19 protein-coding genes are annotated in these 20,402 nt (G+C 45.9%); 18 read left to right on the top strand and 1 reads right to left on the bottom strand.

Annotated features, from left to right (window positions below; genetic code table 11):
* The first annotated feature begins 197 nt into the window (after positions 1 to 197).
* The 14 genes from GPK58_RS07365 to GPK58_RS07300 all read left to right on the top strand — a co-directional run bounded on the left by GPK58_RS07365 (position 198) and on the right by GPK58_RS07300 (position 14,983).
* The gene (locus GPK58_RS07365) at positions 198 to 1,574 is read left to right on the top strand and encodes a sugar transferase (protein ID WP_022427091.1); all 1,377 of its coding nucleotides are present in this window, start codon (positions 198 to 200) and stop codon (positions 1,572 to 1,574) included.
* 82 nt (positions 1,575 to 1,656) lie between these two features.
* Positions 1,657 to 2,400, top strand: a complete 744-nt coding sequence (locus GPK58_RS07360) for a glycosyltransferase family 2 protein (protein ID WP_059086347.1) — start codon at positions 1,657 to 1,659, stop codon at positions 2,398 to 2,400.
* Positions 2,401 to 2,514: 114 nt separating this feature from the next.
* Positions 2,515 to 3,879 (top strand): acyltransferase family protein, encoded by a 1,365-nt coding sequence (locus GPK58_RS07355; RefSeq protein WP_215638433.1) that lies wholly within the window; start codon positions 2,515 to 2,517, stop codon positions 3,877 to 3,879.
* 7 nt (positions 3,880 to 3,886) lie between these two features.
* The gene (locus GPK58_RS07350; protein ID WP_015525326.1) at positions 3,887 to 5,188 is read left to right on the top strand and encodes an adenylyltransferase/cytidyltransferase family protein; all 1,302 of its coding nucleotides are present in this window, start codon (positions 3,887 to 3,889) and stop codon (positions 5,186 to 5,188) included.
* Positions 5,189 to 5,191: 3 nt separating this feature from the next.
* A complete protein-coding gene (locus GPK58_RS07345; protein WP_173732871.1) occupies positions 5,192 to 7,471 on the top strand; it encodes a LicD family protein in 2,280 nt (759 codons plus the stop codon).
* A 31-nt stretch (positions 7,472 to 7,502) separates the two neighbouring features.
* Entirely contained in the window at positions 7,503 to 8,657 is a 1,155-nt protein-coding gene (locus GPK58_RS07340) for a LicD family protein (protein WP_021651257.1), read from the top strand.
* Entirely contained in the window at positions 8,650 to 10,467 is a 1,818-nt protein-coding gene (locus GPK58_RS07335) for a thiamine pyrophosphate-binding protein (protein WP_118609218.1), read from the top strand. Before GPK58_RS07340 ends, GPK58_RS07335 begins: the two co-directional genes overlap by 8 nt.
* Position 10,468: 1 nt before the next feature.
* Positions 10,469 to 11,206 carry an SDR family NAD(P)-dependent oxidoreductase gene (locus tag GPK58_RS07330; protein WP_118515827.1) on the top strand — a complete coding sequence of 246 codons (738 nt, stop codon included), beginning with the start codon at positions 10,469 to 10,471 and terminating at the stop codon, positions 11,204 to 11,206.
* A gap of 325 nt (positions 11,207 to 11,531) precedes the next feature.
* The gene (rpmG, locus tag GPK58_RS07325; protein ID WP_044961412.1) at positions 11,532 to 11,681 is read left to right on the top strand and encodes a 50S ribosomal protein L33; all 150 of its coding nucleotides are present in this window, start codon (positions 11,532 to 11,534) and stop codon (positions 11,679 to 11,681) included.
* A 25-nt stretch (positions 11,682 to 11,706) separates the two neighbouring features.
* Entirely contained in the window at positions 11,707 to 11,913 is a 207-nt protein-coding gene (secE, locus tag GPK58_RS07320) for a preprotein translocase subunit SecE (RefSeq protein WP_015525331.1), read from the top strand.
* Between the two features lie 15 nt (positions 11,914 to 11,928).
* Positions 11,929 to 12,450 (top strand): transcription termination/antitermination protein NusG, encoded by a 522-nt coding sequence (gene nusG / locus GPK58_RS07315; protein ID WP_015525332.1) that lies wholly within the window; start codon positions 11,929 to 11,931, stop codon positions 12,448 to 12,450.
* Between the two features lie 68 nt (positions 12,451 to 12,518).
* Positions 12,519 to 12,944: a 50S ribosomal protein L11 gene (rplK, locus tag GPK58_RS07310; protein WP_015525333.1), complete on the top strand. Its 426-nt coding sequence runs from the start codon at positions 12,519 to 12,521 to the stop codon at positions 12,942 to 12,944.
* Between the two features lie 95 nt (positions 12,945 to 13,039).
* Complete coding sequence (gene rplA, locus GPK58_RS07305; RefSeq protein WP_015525334.1) at positions 13,040 to 13,735, top strand: 50S ribosomal protein L1; 696 nt, start codon at positions 13,040 to 13,042, stop codon at positions 13,733 to 13,735.
* A 252-nt stretch (positions 13,736 to 13,987) separates the two neighbouring features.
* Complete coding sequence (locus GPK58_RS07300; protein ID WP_022427096.1) at positions 13,988 to 14,983, top strand: D-alanyl-D-alanine carboxypeptidase family protein; 996 nt, start codon at positions 13,988 to 13,990, stop codon at positions 14,981 to 14,983.
* A 145-nt stretch (positions 14,984 to 15,128) separates the two neighbouring features.
* On the opposite strand, the gene GPK58_RS07295 is transcribed toward GPK58_RS07300, so the two are convergent.
* Entirely contained in the window at positions 15,129 to 15,851 is a 723-nt protein-coding gene (locus tag GPK58_RS07295) for a GntR family transcriptional regulator (RefSeq protein WP_022427097.1), read from the bottom strand.
* Positions 15,852 to 16,143: 292 nt separating this feature from the next.
* Between GPK58_RS07295 and GPK58_RS07290 the strand changes: the two genes are divergently transcribed.
* The 4 genes from GPK58_RS07290 to GPK58_RS07275 are packed head-to-tail and all read left to right on the top strand — an operon-like array spanning position 16,144 to position 20,240.
* A complete protein-coding gene (locus GPK58_RS07290; RefSeq protein ID WP_114001934.1) occupies positions 16,144 to 17,112 on the top strand; it encodes an SIS domain-containing protein in 969 nt (322 codons plus the stop codon).
* A gap of 37 nt (positions 17,113 to 17,149) precedes the next feature.
* Entirely contained in the window at positions 17,150 to 18,007 is an 858-nt protein-coding gene (locus tag GPK58_RS07285) for a PfkB family carbohydrate kinase (RefSeq protein ID WP_118609219.1), read from the top strand.
* Between the two features lie 15 nt (positions 18,008 to 18,022).
* On the top strand, positions 18,023 to 19,525 hold the full coding sequence (locus GPK58_RS07280) for an ABC transporter permease subunit (protein WP_118609220.1): 1,503 nt from the start codon (positions 18,023 to 18,025) through the stop codon (positions 19,523 to 19,525).
* A complete protein-coding gene (locus GPK58_RS07275) occupies positions 19,518 to 20,240 on the top strand; it encodes an amino acid ABC transporter ATP-binding protein (RefSeq protein WP_114001932.1) in 723 nt (240 codons plus the stop codon). The genes GPK58_RS07280 and GPK58_RS07275 overlap by 8 nt, the downstream gene beginning before the upstream one ends.
* Positions 20,241 to 20,402: the final 162 nt, after the last annotated feature.

Below are 20,402 nucleotides of genomic sequence, written 5' to 3'. Positions count from 1 at the left end.
AAACTGAAAAAGAAAAATAAATATATACAGCCAAAAATCCCCGGGTAAGCTCCTGGGGATTTTTGCTATAGTCACGGAAAAAAACATCCTGACAGGAAAATATCAGGAGAAAAATCAGAGGAATCTCTGGACGTAAGAGTATATATTGGCTATAATGATGAAGTTAATATCTACTCCTCAGGAAGGAAGAAAAATCTGTGAATAGAAGTAAAAGAGAAGATTATAAGAGATTTGTGGTATTTTGTCTGGCAAGTCTGATCGTGATCGCACAGGCAGCGATCTTTGCTTATGTATGGTATGATTTTTACAGTGACCTGATCCTGAAGCCATTCTGGAGAAAAGGTAACTGGGTAATGATCCTGATCTATGCGCTGATCTATCTGATGTTTGCCAAGCTTTACGGAGGTCTGAAGGTAGGCTATCTGAAGCGTATCGATGTATTTTATTCATTGACGCTGGCAACGATCTGTACCAATGTTGTGACGTATTTTCAGATCACACTGATCAACAGATGGTTTATGTCGGCCAGACCGGTGATCGAAATGACCGGAGTCCAGCTTGTTGTGACGGTACTGTGGATCTGGGGCTCCAGGTATATTTACTCCAGACTGTACGGAGCCAGAAGGCTGCTGGTGATCTACGGAGACCGTGATCCCGGTGATGTGATCCACAAGATGAACACCCGAAAGGATAAATACGATATCAGCGGTAAGGTTCATATCCGTGAGGGCGAAGAGAAGATCCATGCCATGATGGAAGATTATGAAGGCGTGATCATCTGGGATCTTCCGTCCCAGATCCGAAACAGGTATCTGAAATACTGTTTTTCTCATTCCATCCGTTGCTATATGAGCCCGAAGATTTCCGATATCATCCTGCTTGGAACAGACAGGATCCATCTGTTTGATACGCCGCTTCTGATGTGCAGGAATCAGGGACTTTCCATGGAGCAGCGTGCAGCCAAGAGAGTTCTGGATATCATTGTTTCCGGACTTGGGATCATCGTATCCTCACCCATCATGCTGATCATTGCCATTGCGGTGAAGGCTTATGACGGCGGTCCGGTATTTTATCTCCAGGATCGTCTTACCTATCAGGGAAAGGAATTCCGCATCCGGAAATTCCGAAGCATGTGTGTGGATTCCGAGAAGAACGGAGCACGTCTTGCGTCCAAGCACGATTCCCGTATCACACCGGTAGGACATGTTCTGCGTAACCTGCATCTGGATGAGCTTCCCCAGCTGTTTAACGTGTTTATGGGTGATATGTCTCTGGTAGGTCCACGTCCGGAACGAGATGTGATCATGCAGGAATATGAGCAGGAAATCCCGGAATTCCACTATCGTCTTAAGGTAAAAGCCGGACTGACCGGTTATGCTCAGGTATATGGCAAATATAACACCACACCGTATGATAAGCTGAAGCTGGATCTGTTTTATATTGAAAATTATTCATTCCTTCTGGATATCAAGCTTCTGTTTATGACTGTAAAGATCTTTTTCCAGAAAGAAGTTTCCGAGGGCGTGGATGATAATCAGAAGAACGCTCTTAAGGATTCTGAAGACAAAAAATAAGTAACGAAACGAAATGCGTGTCAGGCTGCGGCAGATCATCCTGACGCGCATTTTGTGGATAGAGAGGACGGAGGTTGTTTTTATGGAAAAGCCGTTGGTTTCCGTAGTGATGCCCGTATATAACGGGGAAAGATATATTGGAAAAGCGATCGAATCAGCACTGGGACAGGAGGTTCCGGTAGAAGTGCTGGTCATTGATGACTGTTCTGCAGACGGCACAGAACTTGCTGTAATGAAATATATGGACAGCGGAAAGATTCGTTATATCCAAAATGAACAGAATATGGGGGCTGCCCGTTCCAGAAACCGGGGCGTAAAGGAAGCCCGGGGAAAATATATCGCATTTCTGGATGCGGATGACTGGTGGGAAAAGGGCAAGCTGAAAGCCCAGACAGAGGTTATGGAACAGACCGGCTGTGCGATCTGCTCCACCGGAAGAGAGCTGATGACGCCGGATGGGCGCACTACCGGCAAATATATTCCGGTAAAGGAACGGATCACATACAGGGAGCTTCTGAAGCATAACAGCATCAACTGTTCTTCCGTATTGCTGCGCAGAGAAGATGCACTTGCGTTTCCAATGGAGCATGATGACAGCCATGAAGATTACATTACCTGGCTCCGGATCCTGAGAAAGGGAGGATTTGCAGCAGGGATCAACAGACCTTACCTGAAATACCGGCTCAGTGAAGGGGGAAAATCCAGAAATAAGCTGAAGTCTGCGGCAATGACTTATCAGGTGTATCGGTATGTGGGATATGGTCCGCTGAAGAGTCTGTTTTTCTTTGTTTCCTATGCGCTCCACGGGATATGGAAATACCGTTGAAAAATTCTGGAAGAGGTGAATAATTCTGACATATATTAATTCTTTATTTCCAAATTCATAAATATATGTTATTATTTATTCATACTTTTATCAAATATTACAAGGTGGAAACAAATGAAACAGAGAACGGATAGCCAGGGAGTTCCGTATTCTTACCTGGTCGATAACATTAAAGTAGTACTGATTTTTCTTGTCGTATTTAATCATCTGATCGCATTTCAGCTGGTCAAGGTGGACATGGTGGTGCGTTATGTATGGTATGGGATCACCATTTTTCACATGCCTGCTTTTATTTTTATATCTGGATATCTTTCCAAGAAGCCACAGGATGTACTGAAGAATGTGAAGAATCTGCTGATCCCTTATATTCTTGGATACAGTCTGACCTGGTATGCTTATATCTGGACCGGCAGAAGCATGGATTATGAGCTGCTCCGTCCGTCCGGAACAGTTATGTGGTATGTGCTGGCATTGTTTATCTACAGGCTGACTATCGAAGCACTTGGCAAGATACGTTTTATCGTGCCTCTGAGCATTATTTTTGCATTGTGGGCAGGAACAAGACCGGAATTTACGACCTATCTTTCAAGCTCCAGGATTGTTGTATTTTTTCCGTTTTTTGTGGCAGGCTATCTGTGGAAGAGTGATTACACAGATGTGGTCCGTAAATTCAAGGGTAAATGGATCCTGCTCCTGGTTTCAGCCTTGCTTTTGTATGCAGTTCCGAATTTTATGATCGCCAATGAGATCCCGGTAGATATTTTCCGTGGGAATCATACGTATCAGTTATCGGGAATGGATGATATCACAGGAATGCTGATCCGCCTTCTGATGTATCTGGTATCTTTTGTGCTGGTGCTGACGTTTCTGGCATTGATCCCGGATGTGAAGCTGCCGGTTACCTTTGTTGGAAGAAATACCATGGGGATTTATTTTTTCCATTATCCAATCATGATCGTACTCAACGGACTGCTTCTTCTCAGCATCCCGCAGATGCTGAATGTCTGGGTTCTTTTCGGAGTATCCTGGGTGCTTGTTCTGATCCTTGGAAGCAAGCCGGTATCTTTCCTCTACGGAGGGGTACTGAACCTGCTTACATTTATTTTGTTCAAACGTGAGAAGCAGGTGCAGGATGAAGGACTTGAGGATGAATATGATGAAGATGACCGTTATGAGATCATACTGAAAAGAAAGAAAGCCATTGAGGAGCTTGCAGCAACTCTGGACGAGGAAGATGCACGTAAGGTGAAGGACGATGTGGCGGCTGTACTGGAACATGAGACAGAAGAGACGGAAGAAATCCGTGACGAGGATTTCTTTGTAGATGAGGATCTTGAGATGGAGGAAGGCATGGATGATGCCGGAGCTCCACAGGAATTTGAGCAGCTCCAGGACCTGGATGATATATTAGAGATCACAGAACCGCAGGGGGGAATGGAAGTGCTTTTGAAAAATAAAGAAGAGAAAGCGCAGGATTAAATTAATAATGAAAAAAGTCATTACTTACGGTACCTTTGATCTGTTCCACCAGGGACATTACAATATTCTGAAAAGAGCCAGGGAGCTGGGGGATTATCTTGTTGTGGGTGTCACCAGTGAAAGCTATGATATCGAACGCGGCAAGCTGAATGTACAGGACAGCCTTCTGAAGCGTATCGAAAATGTCCGCAAGACTGGTTTTGCGGATGAGATCATTGTAGAGGAATATCAGGGGCAGAAGCTAAATGACATTACAAAATACAATATCGACCTTCTGGTAGTCGGTTCGGACTGGCGTGGCAAATTTGATTATCTGAAGAATTACTGTGAGGTCGTTTATCTGGAACGTACCAAAAATATTTCCAGTACCAAGCTCAGAAGTGAGGGTATGATCTACAGCATGGGCATTGTTACGGATGATACAGAGGACAACGAAATGGTGATGGAGTCCAAGTATGTCAGCGGACTGCATGTAGAAAGTGTGTATTCCGAGGACGTTTTTGTTGCGAGAGAATTCTGTGACAGATACGAACTTGACTCTTATGGTACAGATTACGGGCAGTTTCTGGAAGGATTGGATATCATTTATATCCGATCCGGTCTGAAAAACAGGGCAGATTATATCCGAAAGGCACTGGAATGTGATAAATATGTGATTAGTGACACGCCTATGGCTCTGGAACCGGAAGAGATAAGAGAGCTGTTTGCACTGGCAAAGGCACATCAGGTTGTTCTGGTAGAGAAGCTTACCATGGTCTATCTGCGCGCGTTTACACAGCTTGTCTGGCTGACACATGGAGCGCTTGTGGGAGATGTGGTAGCTGTAAAATGCGCGATTTCTCAGGATGATTTTGAGGGCGGAAAAAATTTCAGCGAAACAGTCAGCCAGGCGCTGTGTGCATGCATCAAGCTTCTCGGTAAGGATTACCTGGAGGTGAAGAGCAATGCGGTGAAAAGCAGTGACGGCTGCTTTATTTATGATATGATCACGATGAAGTATCTCCGGGCACTGGCGACCATTGAGATTGGAACAACGGTGGATGTGGAAAACGAGCTTGCGATCATCGGAACCAGGGGGCGTATCACCGTACCCGGTGACTGGTGGAATACCGGATATTTTGAAGCCAAAATAGAAGGTCAGGAATTCCTGAAACGCTACAGCTTTAATTTTGAGGGAAATGGTCTTCGCTATCTGCTTCAGGAGCTGGTCATCATGATTCGTGACAGACGGACAGAATGTACGAGATTTTTTTATGAAGAATCAGAAACTCTGGCTGAGCTTTTGAAAATAATTAATCAAAGAGGTTGACAGATGACAGAAAAACAGAAGCTTCTTTTGCAGCTCTTCCGGGAGGTTGACGCGATCTGCAAAAAGCATGATCTTAGATATGTAATGGCCGGAGGTACTCTGATCGGTGTTCTTCGAAATGAAGGCTTTATCCCATGGGACGATGATGTGGACATTTACATGCCCAAAAGTGACTGGGATAAATTTGTAGAAATATGTCAGAACGAGATGCCGCCGAACCGGGCGGTTTATTGTGCAGAAGTGGATCGTAATTATACCAACGGTTTTCCGCGCTACGGAAGTACGGATACCTGTGCGATCCACAAGCATCAGATCATAGGGGACGACAAGGCTGGTGAGATCATTGACGTACTGACTCTGGATCCCATTCCGGATGATGACCGTGAGTATGAGAAATACCGGGACCATATGATGATCTATACGGAACTTCTGAATATCAGCATGGTCGTGGGAGTCAGATGGGAAATTTCTCCCTGGCGGTATCTGTACTGGCTTTTCCGCTATACCTTCTGCGGAAAGGACAGAACCTTAAAGAAATTGGAGAAGATCATGTTTTCTTATAAAGAAGAGGAGTGCAGCCGCTATGCCATGCGATGGGGAGGCTGCCCGTTTCTTTTTGACAAGGATATGATGTTCCCTGTAAAATATATGGACTTCGAGGGCGAAAAGGTTATGATCCCTCACAGGACCAGCGATTATCTGATCTGGCATTACGGGGACGAATGGTCCTATATACCGCCTCATGGGGAAAGAGAATCTCATGAGTCTGTTGATGTTCCGGGCGCCAGCTATCAGGAGGTGCGGGATGAATATATGCCAAGGATCGACAAAAAACGTATCCGCAGACAGATGCTTTTCCGCAAATTCTACTGCCTTCTTATGGCAAAGGGAGACCATAAACAGGATGACAGACGAAGAAGGATCAAAGCCGGTGTTGTAGCCCGGGATGTGTCTGCCCGACTGATGAGATCCGAAAAAACAGCGAAGACCCTGCTGAAAGAGAGAAGATATGATGTGCTTGGTGAGATCTTTGAGGAGTATTACCGTGTACAGCTCAGCATGGAGTTTATCGGGCGTGAGGATTTTAACGGGATCCGTCCGTTCTATCATCCGATCCTGATTCCGCTGGAGGATAAGGCTTTTCAGGCGGCCATGCTGACACTGATCTATCAGGAGCGTGTTTCCAAGGCATACCGTATGTACGAGGTACGCAAGAAAATGGATCATCTTACTCCGGAAATGGAGCAGACAGTGGAGGATATCCGCCGTTTCCGAAAAGCAGCCAGCCACTATGAATTTAAAGAAATGCAGGAAGCAGAGGCGATCGTGGATGATCTTCTCAGAAAATATCCGGATGCTCCGGGATTCCTGAAATTTAAATGCCGGTTTGTGATGGAGCGCCTGGAAGGACCGCAGAATGCTTCGGAAGCGGAGAAATTTCTGTCTTACTGCCTGAGAGTATTTCCCCAGGATGGATATTTTATGAAATATAAGGGGGATCTTCTCTGGAAAAAGGGCCTCCGGAACGAAGCAATGGCAGAGTATCTGAAAGCCAGAGAATGCACCAATAACGGCATTGTGCAGCTGGAACTGGATAAATTCCTGAAAAAACAGAAGTCCCAGGCGATCCGAGACTGTCGGGATCTGCTTGTAAGCCAGAGAAGATCAGAAGCACTCTCTCTGATGGAATTTTGGAGCAGACTGATGCCGGAGGATGAGGAGATCAGAGGCGCTCTTTATCTTGCGAAGGTATATTCCGTCCGTACAAAAGGGGAGCTGGAAGAGCTGGTGAGAGAGCTTTGCAAAGAACTGGGGATCACCGGTAATTCTCCAAGGGAGGGAACCCTTGAGGAGCCAGTGTACAAAGAGGCACTTACCTGTGCATGGCAGAGATTCGGCTATCCCAAAGCACTGGCAGAGGGCCGTACCAGGATCCTGTGCAGTGAGGAAGAGGGCGAGATGGAATATCTGGCAGAGGAGATCCGCAGCTTTCTGGTCCATAAGGAATGGCAGGGAGAGGTATACAAGCTTCTGGGAGATATCCGGAAGAAACAGGGGCGTACCCGGGAAGCCTTCGAAAATTATTTCCTGGCATTGGATCATGAGCCGCATCCCTATATAAAAAATGAGCTTTCCAGGATCTTCCTGGAGGATCTTTACGATGGAAGCCGGCGTACCGGATTTTTCGCAAAGAAGGCAGACGTGACAGAATTTCTGAACAGCTGGCTAGATAAGTATAAAAGTCAGGAGGAGCTTCAGGAGCTTCTGAAGCGGATCCTGTAATGACAGATCAACAGAAACGAGGCAGAGTGTATTGAACAGAGAACAGCAGAAAGTACTGGAACTTCTAAAAGAAATAGATACCATATGCAGAAAAAATAAGATCACATATTATCTTTCTCCGTATCTTACCCTCTGTGCGGTAACGGAGCGCCCTTTTCCCATGAATCCGGCAAGCAATGATATTTATATGAAGACCGGTGATATGGCCCGGTTTAAAAACATCTTTGACGAAGAACCGGAGCTGCGCAGAGCTCTGGAATCTATGGAGAATAACAGCCGTTTCCCCGGATTTTTTCTGCGTTATACAGATAAAGATACATTGTTTTATAAGCTGGACGAGTATGGAAAATACAAACATCCGGGACTGGGGATCAATATCCTTCCGCTGCAGTGTGAATATGGTCCAAAGGGAAAATATCTCTGGAACCGTATGCGCGAAGAGGGATGGAAGAGGATCTACGGAAAAAAAGGCAAGTGGCGGAACCGGCGTGAGCTGGGATGTATCTGGATGGTGCGAGTCCTTTCCCTTTGCGGACGAGGCTGGCTGGCAAAGAGCATATTCCGGGATCTGCTCCGGCAGCCGCAGGATGGCGCAAAAACATATGTACTCCGATATTTTGACCAGAATCTTTATTTTCCTGCGCATATTTTTGAAAATCCCGGGGAGGCAATGCTTGGAGGAGAATCCTTTATGGTCCCGGGAAACACAGACAGCTATCTCACCCGGGCCTACGGCAAAAATTATCGAAATAAGTCAATGGAAAACTATGTTCCCGGCTCGCTGGTGGTGTGCAGCACACTGATCCCATGCGAGGAATTTCTGCAGCAGTCAAAGGAACTGAAGAAATTTGCTTCTGTCAGGAAGAAAAGGGAAAAGCGCAGGCAGTTTGGAATGAATTACCGGGAATATCTTGCACAGTGCTGGGATTATGCAAAATTCTGCGGGGAAAAATATACCTGTGCACTGGCTTATCGCAAAAAGCTCAGCTATATCCGGAATCTCTTCAAAAATGAAGATTATGTGGAACTGGAAAAAGCATTTGCAGGATATACCAGGATGAATGATCGCTGCCTGAAATATGAAGAAGCATTTGAAACAGATCCGGAGGTTTTTGACCTGTATCTTAAGTATCTGGAAAAAACAGGAAGGATCTCGTATATGGAGAAGGTAAAAAAATATGTCTAAGGTCAAGCTTACAGATTATGTTGTGGAATTTTTGCAGAAAAAAGGGATTCATGATTTCTTTGGATACCAGGGAACCATGATCGCACATCTGGTAGATTCCATTGAGAAGAATCCCCATGTAAGAAGTCATTCCAGCTATCATGAGCAGGGAGCTGCTTTTGCCGCCTGTGGTTATGCTCAGGCAAAGAATGCCTGCGGCTGTGCCTATGCCACCAGTGGTCCGGGAGCTGCCAATCTGCTTTCCGGTGTGGCAGATGCGTATTTCGATTCTCTTCCGGTGATCTTTATCACCGGACAGCTGAATACCTATGAATATTCCGGTATTACAGGCCTTCGTCAGCAGGGCTTTCAGGAGATCGATATGGTTTCCATGGCAAAGCCGGTAACCAAGTACGCGGTGCAGGTCCGTGATCCGAAAAATATCGTTCGTGAACTGAATCTTGCATGGCAGATCGCCAATACAGGACGGAAAGGGCCGGTTCTTATCGATCTTCCTATGAATGTGCAGAGAGGCGAGGTGGAAGATCCGGCTTATGATATGGAATTTTCCGAGGAAGAGATCGAGACAGCTGTATATGGAAAAAATGATCCGGAAAACGGGGCAGCCTTTTACAGGGATGCAGTTGCAAAGGCGGATTCTTCTGATGGAGCAGAGGCGGCAGAATATATTCTGAATAAGATCAGGACTGCAAAACGGCCGGTATTTATGATCGGTCACGGAGCTTCCGGAGAAGCAGAAAAAATGCTCACAGATCTGGCGCGTGCCCATCACATTCCAGTGATCACAAGCGTACTTGCCCGGTCCGCACTGAGCTTTGATGATCCTTTGAACTTCGGGTGCATCGGAGGTGCCTACGGACACCGGTATGCAAATATGATCGCCAATGCAAAAAGCGACCTTCTGCTCTGCTTTGGAATTTCCCTGTGTACCCGTCAGATTGGTACTAAGGTTCATGAGTTTGCGAAGAATGCCGAAATCATCCGTGTGGATATTGATCCTTATAATCTTCAAAGAGAGATCCATGAGGGAAGAGAAGGTGAGAAATGCTTTTGCGTCAGCGCAGAGACTGTGGTGCGTAAGCTGACAGAGCAGCAGGCACAGATCGGTTCCTATGAGGAATGGCTTGCTGTCTGCCAGAAGATCCGTAAGGAACTTTGGAAAGTGGACGATGAGACACCGCAGCGTTATCCGAACCGCATGATCGCATATTTGAGTGATCAGCTTTCCGATACCGGAGCGGTTGCTGTGGATGTGGGACAGCATATGGTATGGAGCTATCAGTCCTTCCACAATCAGCAGGGGCAGAAGACACTTTTTTCCGGCGGACATGGTGCTATGGGATATGCACTTCCGGCGGCTATCGGAGCTTATTATGCTACCGGCAAGCCGGTGGCATGTATCTGCGGAGACGGAGCCTTCCAGATGAATATCCAGGAGCTACAGTGGGTGAAGCGTGAGAATATCCCAGTGAAGATGATCGTAATGAATAATGAGGCTCTGGGAATGATCCGTCATCTTCAGAGAGATTATTTTGACTGTGTATATGCGGATACCTCCGATGGCAGCGGATTTTCATCCTGCGATTTTACAGATGTGGCGCAGGCCTACGGAATTCCTGCAAAGCGCATCCAGGGAGAAGACGTGGAAAAATATGCCGGTGGATTCCTGGAGCAGAACGGACCGGAGCTTCTGGAGATCATGCTGGAGCATGGAACCTACGCATACCCGAAGACCTGTCTGGGTGAGCCGATCCACAATCAGCAGCCTTATATACCGAAACCGATATTTGATGAACTGATGGAGCTGTAAAATGGGAAAAATAACTGTGATCACAGGCGGTACCTCTGGAATCGGAAGAGGGATCGCCGAAAAGATCCTGGCAGAGTCAGCAAAAGCTGACAGGATCTTTGTAACATATGGACATGATGAGAAGAAGGCACTGTCGTTTCAGGAGAGCCTTCCTGAGGAAAAAAGATCTCAGGTGACTTTGATAAAGGCAGATATGTCTTCCTATGAAGAGATGATGGTTTTTGTGGAGGAGCTGAAAAAGCAGACAGACCATATTGACTGGCTTGTAAGCAATGCCGGCATCAGTACCTACGCAAAATATGAAGACTACAGCTTTGAGGAGTGGACACGGATCGTAAACACCAATCTTTCCGTACCTGTATTTATGGTAAAAGAGCTGAGATCCATGATGGTGGAGGGCGGCAGTGTGCTCTTTACCGGTTCCTATGCAGGACAGCAGGCGTATTCTTCCTCCCTTGTATATGGAGTCACCAAGGCAGCCATCCATTTTCTGACAAGATCCCTGGTAAAGGAATTTGAGCCAAAGGGCATCACAGTCAACGCTATTGCACCTGGCTTCATCGAAACTCCGTGGCACAGCGCTCGCACCCAGGAGAGCTACGACCGTATCAACCGGAAGATCGCACTCCACAGGTTTGGAACTGTGGAGGAAGTGGCGGATATGGCTTATGCAGTGCTGTCTAACGGATATATGAACGGCAGTGTGGTGGATATCCACGGTGGTTATGACTACTTTTAATAGAAGTTGAAAGTGTGCAGGAAGACAGAAGAAGACATGTTGTGCCTGCACATAAGGGTCTTCTTATTACTTTCTGTACAGGGCGACGTCCCGAAAACGAAATGCAGCGAAGCAGAATCGGGTTTGCGCACTTGAGACGTCCGTACGGAATCTGTGAAATTCTTTATATTTAAGCGAAAAAGGCTTGACTTGCACACCTGCTCTGTGATAAAATTGACGAGCGACATGGAAGTTAGGTCTTTTTTTTATGCCCGAAAATGACGACGGATATACGTTCCGGGCGGCATAGAAGACCATGCAAATGAAAACACTGGAGGTGGAAGTTGTGCGCGTTAAGATTACATTAGCATGCACCGAGTGCAAGCAGCGTAACTACAATATGACGAAGGAGAAAAAGAACCATCCTGAGAGAATGGAGACCAAGAAATATTGTAAGTTCTGTCATACACACACTCTGCACAAGGAAACAAAGTAATCACAGAGATTTGTGAGGTTATGCTATGGAAAAACAGAAATCTGAGGATAAGCCGCAGAAGAAAAGTTGGTTTCAGGGACTTCAGTCAGAATTTGAGAAGATTGTCTGGACAGACCGTCCCACACTGGCAAAGCAGACTGTTGTGGTCGTGATCATCACGATCATCCTGGCAGTGGTTATCAGTGTAATGGATTCCGGAATTCTGGAATTCATTAATTTCTTAATGAAGTAAGGACAAGGTGATTATATGTCAGAAGCAGCAAAATGGTACGTTGTCCATACCTATTCCGGGTATGAGAACAAGGTAAAAGCCAACATTGAAAAGACGATCGAGAACAGACACCTGGAAGACCAGATCCTGGAGGTACGTGTTCCGCTGCAGGATGTAGTGGAGATGAAGAACGGAACCTCAAGACAGGTTCAGAAAAAGATGTTTCCAGGCTATGTGCTTCTCAATATGGTGATGAATGACGATACCTGGTACGTTGTCCGTAATACCCGCGGTGTTACAGGATTCGTAGGACCGGGATCAAAGCCTGTGCCTCTTACAGAAGAGGAAATGATGCCGCTTGGTATCCAGAAACCGGATATCGAAGTGGACTTCGCAGAGGGCGACATGGTAGTCGTTACCGGTGGTGCATGGAAAGATACAGCAGGTGTGATCACAGGTATCAACATGCAGAAACAGACGGTAACGATCAATGTTGAGCTTTTCGGTCGTGAAACACCGGTAGAAATAAGTTTCACAGAAATCAAAAAAGCTGAGTAATTCAAAAACAAGGTAACAGCAAGTGGGAGGGACACACCCCCGCCAATACCACATAGGAGGTGCCGAAAATGGCAAAGAAAGTAACAGGATATATCAAATTACAGATTCCGGCTGGTAAAGCAACTCCAGCACCACCTGTAGGTCCGGCTCTTGGACAGCATGGTGTAAACATCGTACAGTTTACTAAGGAGTTCAACGCAAGAACAGCTGATCAGGGAGATCTTATCATCCCGGTTGTCATCACTGTTTACGCTGACAGAAGTTTCAGCTTCATAACCAAGACTCCGCCGGCAGCAGTTCTTCTTAAGAAAGCTGCAAACATCAAATCTGGTTCCGGTACACCGAACAAGACCAAAGTAGCTAAAGTTACTAAGGCACAGGTTCAGGAGATCGCTGAGCTGAAGATGAAAGACCTCAATGCAGCATCCATCGAGGCTGCTATGAGCATGATCGCCGGTACAGCAAGAAGTATGGGAATCGAAGTCGTAGACTAATAAATACCGAAGCTTAAGTTCGGGGTTCCCGTAGAAAAAGTGAAATTTTCAAGTGGGAGGGCTTTTCCCCGCAAATACCACAGGAGGTTATAGAAATGAAACGAGGAAAGAAATATGTGGAAGCTGCGAAAGCAGTAGACCGCGCAACATTATATGATGCACCAGAGGCTATCAGCCTTGTTAAAAAAGCAGCTGTAGCTAAGTTCGACGAGACCATCGAAGTTCACATCCGTACAGGCTGCGATGGACGTCACGCAGATCAGCAGATCCGTGGAGCAGTTGTTCTGCCACACGGAACAGGTAAAAAAGTTCGTGTACTTGTATTTGCTAAAGATGCTAAGGCAGAAGAGGCAAAGGCAGCAGGAGCAGACTTCGTAGGAGCTGAGGACCTCATTCCGAAGATCCAGAACGAGGGATGGCTTGACTTTGACGTTGTAGTTGCAACACCGGATATGATGGGCGTTGTAGGTCGTCTTGGTCGTGTACTTGGACCGAAAGGTTTAATGCCAAACCCGAAAGCTGGTACTGTAACAATGGACGTAACAAAAGCTGTTAACGACATTAAAGCAGGTAAGATCGAGTATCGTCTTGACAAATCCAACATCATCCATGTTCCGATCGGAAAGGCTTCCTTTACCGAGGAGCAGTTAAGCGACAACTTCCAGACGCTTATGGGAGCTATCACAAAGGCTAGACCTAGCACACTGAAAGGTCAGTATCTGAAGAGCGTTACAATCGCTCCGACAATGGGACCTGGTGTTAAGCTTAACCCGATTAAATTAGCTCAGTAATAAATTTTAAATACCCTGTACAGAGGAAACTTTGTATGGGGTATTTTTTTATACATTTATACACCTTGATTTTTGGGGGCAAAAATCCTACAATAAGGCACAAACAGAGTTGTAACAGACCGAAAGCTCATCAGAGCTTTTTCATATAGATTTTACAGAAGAAAATAATAATCATGTTAATATAAAAAAGATGGGGAAAACGTTTCTGTAAGTAAAACTTACAGATGAATTTGTCGGAACAGGGAGTATAAATTGAGATCAAAAAAGCGTAAAGCGAAGAAAATAAAAAAACAGGTAAACAAAATAAAAATGATACTCTGCCTGGTGGTAGAGGCTATCGTGATCCTGACACTTGTAGTGATCATCGGCTGGAATAAAGGGGTAGGTGACTGGATGGAGTCTCTGCAGAGACCGGTTGTCCGTAAGCTTGAGATGAGCGGTATCAACAGTCCCTACGCAGTGCTGATGCAGGTAAAAGGCGGAAAGATCATCGGAAATATGAAGGGCGATGAGAAGATCTATCCGGCTTCCATGACGAAGATCATGACGGTGATCGTGGCTATTGAGAACCTGGATGATCTGGATCAGGAGATCACTCTGACCCAGGAAATGTTCCAGGGGCTTTATGAGCAGGATGCCACCCAGGCAGGCTTTCAGCCCGGTGAGACCGTGCGGGCCATCGACCTTCTTTATGGTGCCATGCTGCCATCCGGTGCGGAGTGTTGTATCGCACTGGCGGATACCGTAGGCGGTTCCAGGGATGGATTTGTGGAGCTGATGAATAAGAAGGCACAGAGGATTGGAATGAATGATACACATTTCTGTGATACGACAGGGCTTCATGATCCGGATCATTACAGTACAGTGAGAGATATTGCGGTGCTGCTCAGGTATGCGCTTCGGAACGATACGTTCAGAGAGATCATTGAGAGTCCGCGGCATTCCACAGGAGTGACGAATATCCATCCCAGCGGGATCACATATTACAGTACCATGTTCAAAAATCTTTCTGACCCTTCCGTTACCGGCGGCAAGATCCTGGGCGGCAAGACAGGATATACCAGCGAGGCGGGTCTGTGTCTTGCAAGCTTTGCAGAGATTTACGACAGGGAATACATACTGGTAACGGCAGGCGCATCGGGAAATACCGGAAGCCCACTCCATGTGGAGGATGCGGTGACGATCTATAACCGCCTTGGAAAGGCCATTGAGGCACAGATGACAGGCAGTGATGGATCGGAGTCTTGAAAAGATAAAGGACAAATTTTGTGTATCGCGAAGCGTGTTGCAGAGAACGGAGTGAACAGTAATATTTTTGGATAAATAAACACTGGCACAGAGGTGTATGCTGCTGTATTGGCAGCATAACGCTTCTGTGCCGTTTTTTGATTCTTCAAAATGAAATCGTATAGCGGGAACCTGCAATGTATTCACGGCTGATGTAAAGCGGATTTCCATCAGGAGCTTCCATATAGGAATCCAGGATCAGCACGGGATCGCCGGAAGACAGACGCAAAGTTTTTGCCATATCCGGGGAGGCTGCAGTAACAGAAATGGTGCTGCGGCTGGATTCTGCGATCGTACAGCGGTAGGTGTTTTTGATATATTCAAAAAAAGAACCGTTTTCTACAGCGTTCGGATCAAAATCCGGGAAAAGCCGTGTGGGGAGCCAGGTGTGAACATCAATAACCGGAATACTGTCAGCCAGAAGAAGACGTTCCAGGAAAAAAACTTCCTCATCCGAAGTAAGCTGCAGAAAATCAGAGGTTACGCTGTTCGCAGGTTTTTTGCAGAAGGACAGTACGTGAGATTCCGGAATCCGGTCATTCTGACGGCAGGATTCGGAAAAGCTCATATTTTTCTGGGATTCAAATTTCCGGAAGATCATGGGGGATTTTACAAAGGTTCCTTTTCCCTGATGCTTGATAAGATAGCCCTGTGTGCAAAGCTCCTCCACGGTACGTCGGACAGTGATCCGGCTGACATGGTAAAGATCGGCAAGCTCCGGCTCAGGAGGGATTTTTTCTCCGGGCTTATAAGTACCGTTTTTGATCTGCTGGGTGATGATATCCATAAGCTGCTTGTAAAGCGGCTGGATCGAATTTTTATTTAACATGAAAATATCCTTTCTGAGGTTGTTCATAAAAGATATTTTACTATAGTGCGGATGTATTTGTCCAGTAAGTGACAAACCTCTGCAGTGCGTCAGAAGGTATATTGGATGAATAATTAATCATAAATCATGAATATACTCTTTACTATAACGTTATAATATGTTATATTCTTCAAAAAGGTAAAATGCAAAAGTACAAGAAGGAGAAATTCATCTGAAAATCCGAAAAAAACCTGTATTTTCAATGGATTCAGAGGATTACCAGACGAATTTCCACGAAAACCGGAGGATGAAAATGGACGCAGTAAAAATCGTAAATAAGATCAACAAAGAGCATGGAACAATCAAAAATGTGTATTTTCTTGCATGCGGAGGATCTCTTGTGGATCTGTATCCGGGATATTATTTTGTCCGTGCAGAATCCGCAGTGATGGATGCACAGTGGATCCCTGCAAGAGAGTTTGCACTGACACCGCCGAAGAAGCTGGGAAAAGACAGTCTTCTGATCATCTGCTCCCACAGTGGCAAGACAAAGGAGTGTCTGGAGGCAGCAAAAACAGGAATGGATGCAGGTGCGGCTGTTGTTACAATGACACATGCGCCAGGTTCCCCATGTGATACCGATAAATGGATCTCCGTTGTATACGACTGGGCACCGGGGGTAAAGGAAGCAGAGAAGCCTCAGGGAATTGTACTTCGTATTCTTAATGAGCTGATGAAGGTACAGGAGCCGGGATATAAGCTTTACGATAAGATCGTGGAAGGTTTTGAAAAGATCGATGATGTTATTGCAGCTGCAGTGAAGGATCAGCAGAATGCAGCATGGCTTTTTGCAGAAAAATATTCAGAGGAACCGAACCTTTATATCATGGCATCAGGAGCTTCCTATTCTCAGGCATATGGCTTTGCGATCTGCTCACTTCAGGAAATGCAGTGGATGGACTGCGGTTATCTGAACAGTGCAGAATATTTCCATGGACCGTTTGAGGTAACGGATGAGGATCATCTTTATATCCTTATGATGAGCCGGGGCAGAAACCGTATGATGGATGCGCGTGTGCTGACTTTCCTTGAAAAATACGGAAAGAAATACGAAGTGATCGATGCAGATAAGCTTGGTATGGAAGCAATTGATGACAGCTGTGTGGAATATTTTACTCCGATGCTGTTCTACACCATGACGACCGTTTACCGTACCGCTCTCCAGGATAAACGCCGTCATCCGCTGGATATGAGAAGATATATGGGCGTTGTAGAGTACTAAAGGTGTTGCTGTGCCTGTGCACAGAGAAAGGGAAAATATGAGTAAATACAGTACAAAGCTTCTTGGCTTCGGAGACAATGTAGTGGATATCTATGATCATCTGAAAACCATGTATCCAGGCGGAAACTGCGTAAACGTCAGTGTTTACGGAAAGATGGCCGGATGTGAAAAAACAGCGTATATGGGATATTTCGGAGATGACGACAGAGCAGAACTGATCATGGATACACTGGAAAAAATCGGCGTGGAAACCGTAAAGTGCAGACAGCTGCACGGCGAGAACGGTTATTCCAGGATCACATTAAAAGACGGAGACCGTGAGTTCCTGGATTTTAATGATGGTGGTATCCGTGGAAAAACACCGTATATCCTTGATCGTTTTGATCTGGAATATATGAAAGGCTTTGATGTGGTACATAGCGGAAATTACTCTTTTACGGAGGAAGAGCTGCATAAGATCAAAGAGGCGGGAATTCCGGTTTCTTTTGACTTTTCTGATGATTCCACAGAGGAATATTATGAAAAAACAGCACCGGAGGTTACTTACGCATTTTGCTCCTTTGACGGAACCGACCAGGAGGCAGAAGAGCATCTGAAAAAGATCATCTCCATGGGGCCGAAGCTTGCCATGGCCTCCAGAGGAGCCAAGGGCTGCATTCTTTATGACGGAAGGAATTTTTACCGACAGCCGGCAGCGCCGCTTACGGAAGTAAAAGATACTCTTGGCGCCGGGGATTCACTGATCGCATCTTTCCTTACCGGGTATATCGGAAGAAGGAAAAACGGCATGGCGGAGGAAACCGCGATCTGTGAAAGTCTTGAAGAGGCAGCTGCTTTTGCAGCGGGCATTTGTGGCATGGAAGGTGCTTTTGGCTACGGAAAAAAATATGAATAGCAGGAGGGGAAAATAATGGGACGCAATGGAAAAAGCAGAGCTCTTATCTGTTTTGTACTGTGTATGATCATGGCTCTGCCGATATATTTCAGCAGTGCAGTGGCAGTAAAAGCGGCAGAACAGCAGACCATCATCATAGGAACGAACGCAGAGTATTCACCATTTGAATACCTGGATGATAATGGAAATATTACAGGTTTTGATTACGATCTTCTGGAGGCGATCGCCAAGGAAGAAAACGTAAAGCTGGTATGGAAGGATATGCCCTTTGATTCCCTGATGGGTTCCATGGAGGCTGGTGATGTACAGGTGATCGCAGCCGGGATCGGACCTACGGAGGACCGTAAAAAAAGCGTTGATTTTTCCGATGTTTATTACACCGGTACACAGTGCATCATCAGCCGTAAGGATAATCCGATCAAGGATTTTGAGGAGATGTCCGGAAAAACCGTTGCAGTTCTGGAGGGTGCACAGAGTGATATGATCGCATCCGGCGAGACTACTGATTACGGTGAAGTTAAGGATGCCAAAGTAAAAAGATTTAAAAACGCTTCCAGTGCAGTCATGGAGCTGAAAAACGGTGGAGCAGATGCAGTTCTGATCGACAATATCATGGCGGAGATCTACTGCAAACAGAACTCAGACCTGCAGTATGAGTCCGTGCCAAGTACAGCAGAGGATACGGTTTTCTGTATTGAAAAAGGAAACACAGAGCTTGTCCAGATCATCAATGACGGGCTTGCAAAAGTAAAAAAATCCGGGGAATATGATGATCTTTATCAGAAGTATTTTGTGGACACACTTGAAAACAGCGAGGATGTGACAGATGTAGCAGCAACCGATGGTTTTCTGGGACTTTTAAGCTTTATTTTCCTTCAGGATAATCGTTGGAAGTTTTATATTAACGGTCTTGGGATTACGCTGATCGTTTCCCTTTTGTCAGTGATCGTAGGTATCCTGATCGGTCTTGTAGTGGCTCTGGTACGTCTTGGAGCTGCGAAAAAAGGCAGAAGAACCATTCTTTCCACGATCGCGGATATTTATGTTGATGTGATCCGTGGAACACCGTCAGTCCTTCAGCTGATGATCATCTATTTTGCAGTGTTCCACAGCAGGCTGGGATATGTGGCAGCAGTGGTCAGCTTCGGTATCAACAGCGGTGCATATGTTTCCGAGGTTATCCGCGGAGGTATTTTATCTGTGGACAAGGGCCAGAGCGAGGCTGGTCGTTCTCTGGGTCTTGGGTATAAAGATACCATGCGTTTCATTATCATTCCGCAGGCTGTAAAAACCATCCTTCCGGCAATGGGTAATGAGTTTATCCAGCTGATCAAAGAAACATCTATTTTAGGTTATGTAGGTATCATGGATCTGACAAAAGCGGCAAGCTATGTTTCTTCCCGTACTTATCAGATGTTTATTCCGCTGATCGTTGCAGGTATCATGTATTATCTGATCGTGAAGTGCCTGAGCCTTCTGCTGAAGAGATTTGAAAGGAGACTGAGAGAAAGTGATTGATGTTAAAAATCTGAAAAAGTCCTTCGGGGACGTACACGTATTAAAGGGAATCACAACTCACGTAAACAAGGGTGAGTGTATCTGCATCATCGGTCCGTCCGGCTCCGGAAAATCTACATTTCTGCGCTGCCTGAACCTTCTGGAAAAACCGGAGGAAGGAGAGATCACCGTAAACGGACAGCAGCTTCTGGATCCGAAGCTGGATGTAGATAAATTCAGGGAAAATGTGGGAATGGTTTTTCAGCATTTTAATCTGTTTCCAAATATGACAGTATTGAAAAATATCACCCTTGCGCCGGTGCGTCTTGGCAAATGGAATGCAGCGGAAGCTGATCAGAAGGCGAGGGCTCTTTTGAAAAGAGTCGGCCTTGAAGAAAAAGCCGATGTCTATCCCGGAAAGCTTTCAGGCGGACAGAAGCAGAGGGTTGCCATTGCCAGAGCCCTTGCAATGAATCCCCAGGTGCTTCTGTTCGACGAGCCGACATCAGCTCTTGATCCGGAGATGGTCGGAGAGGTTCTTGAGGTTATGAAGGAGCTTGCAAAAGAAGGCATGACCATGCTGGTGGTTACCCATGAGATGGGATTTGCAAGGGAGGTCAGCGACAGAGTGCTCTTTATGGATGATGGGGTGATTCTTGAGGATAGAAATCCGAAAGAACTGTTTGGGGATCCTCGAGAGGAAAGGACGAAGGAGTTTCTTTCCAAAGTGTTGTAGGGTTTTTCGTGGAAAAGTTTTGCTTTGAAAAAGCGGGGAAATTCGTGGGGAGGGGAGGCACTCGGAGTTGCGAAGCCCGTTTCCAATGCCATTTAGATAGAACATTTTGTAGATGATTCTTTATGTTACATTCTGTAATGTTTTGATATTTGGAGTGCTTTG

It is taken from the genome of Blautia sp. MCC270 (assembly GCF_018785605.1).
Lineage (GTDB): Bacteria > Bacillota > Clostridia > Lachnospirales > Lachnospiraceae > Blautia_A > Blautia_A fusiformis.
The sequence above is the reverse complement of the archived record's forward strand: the minus strand, read 5'-3'. Positions and strand labels throughout refer to the sequence as shown.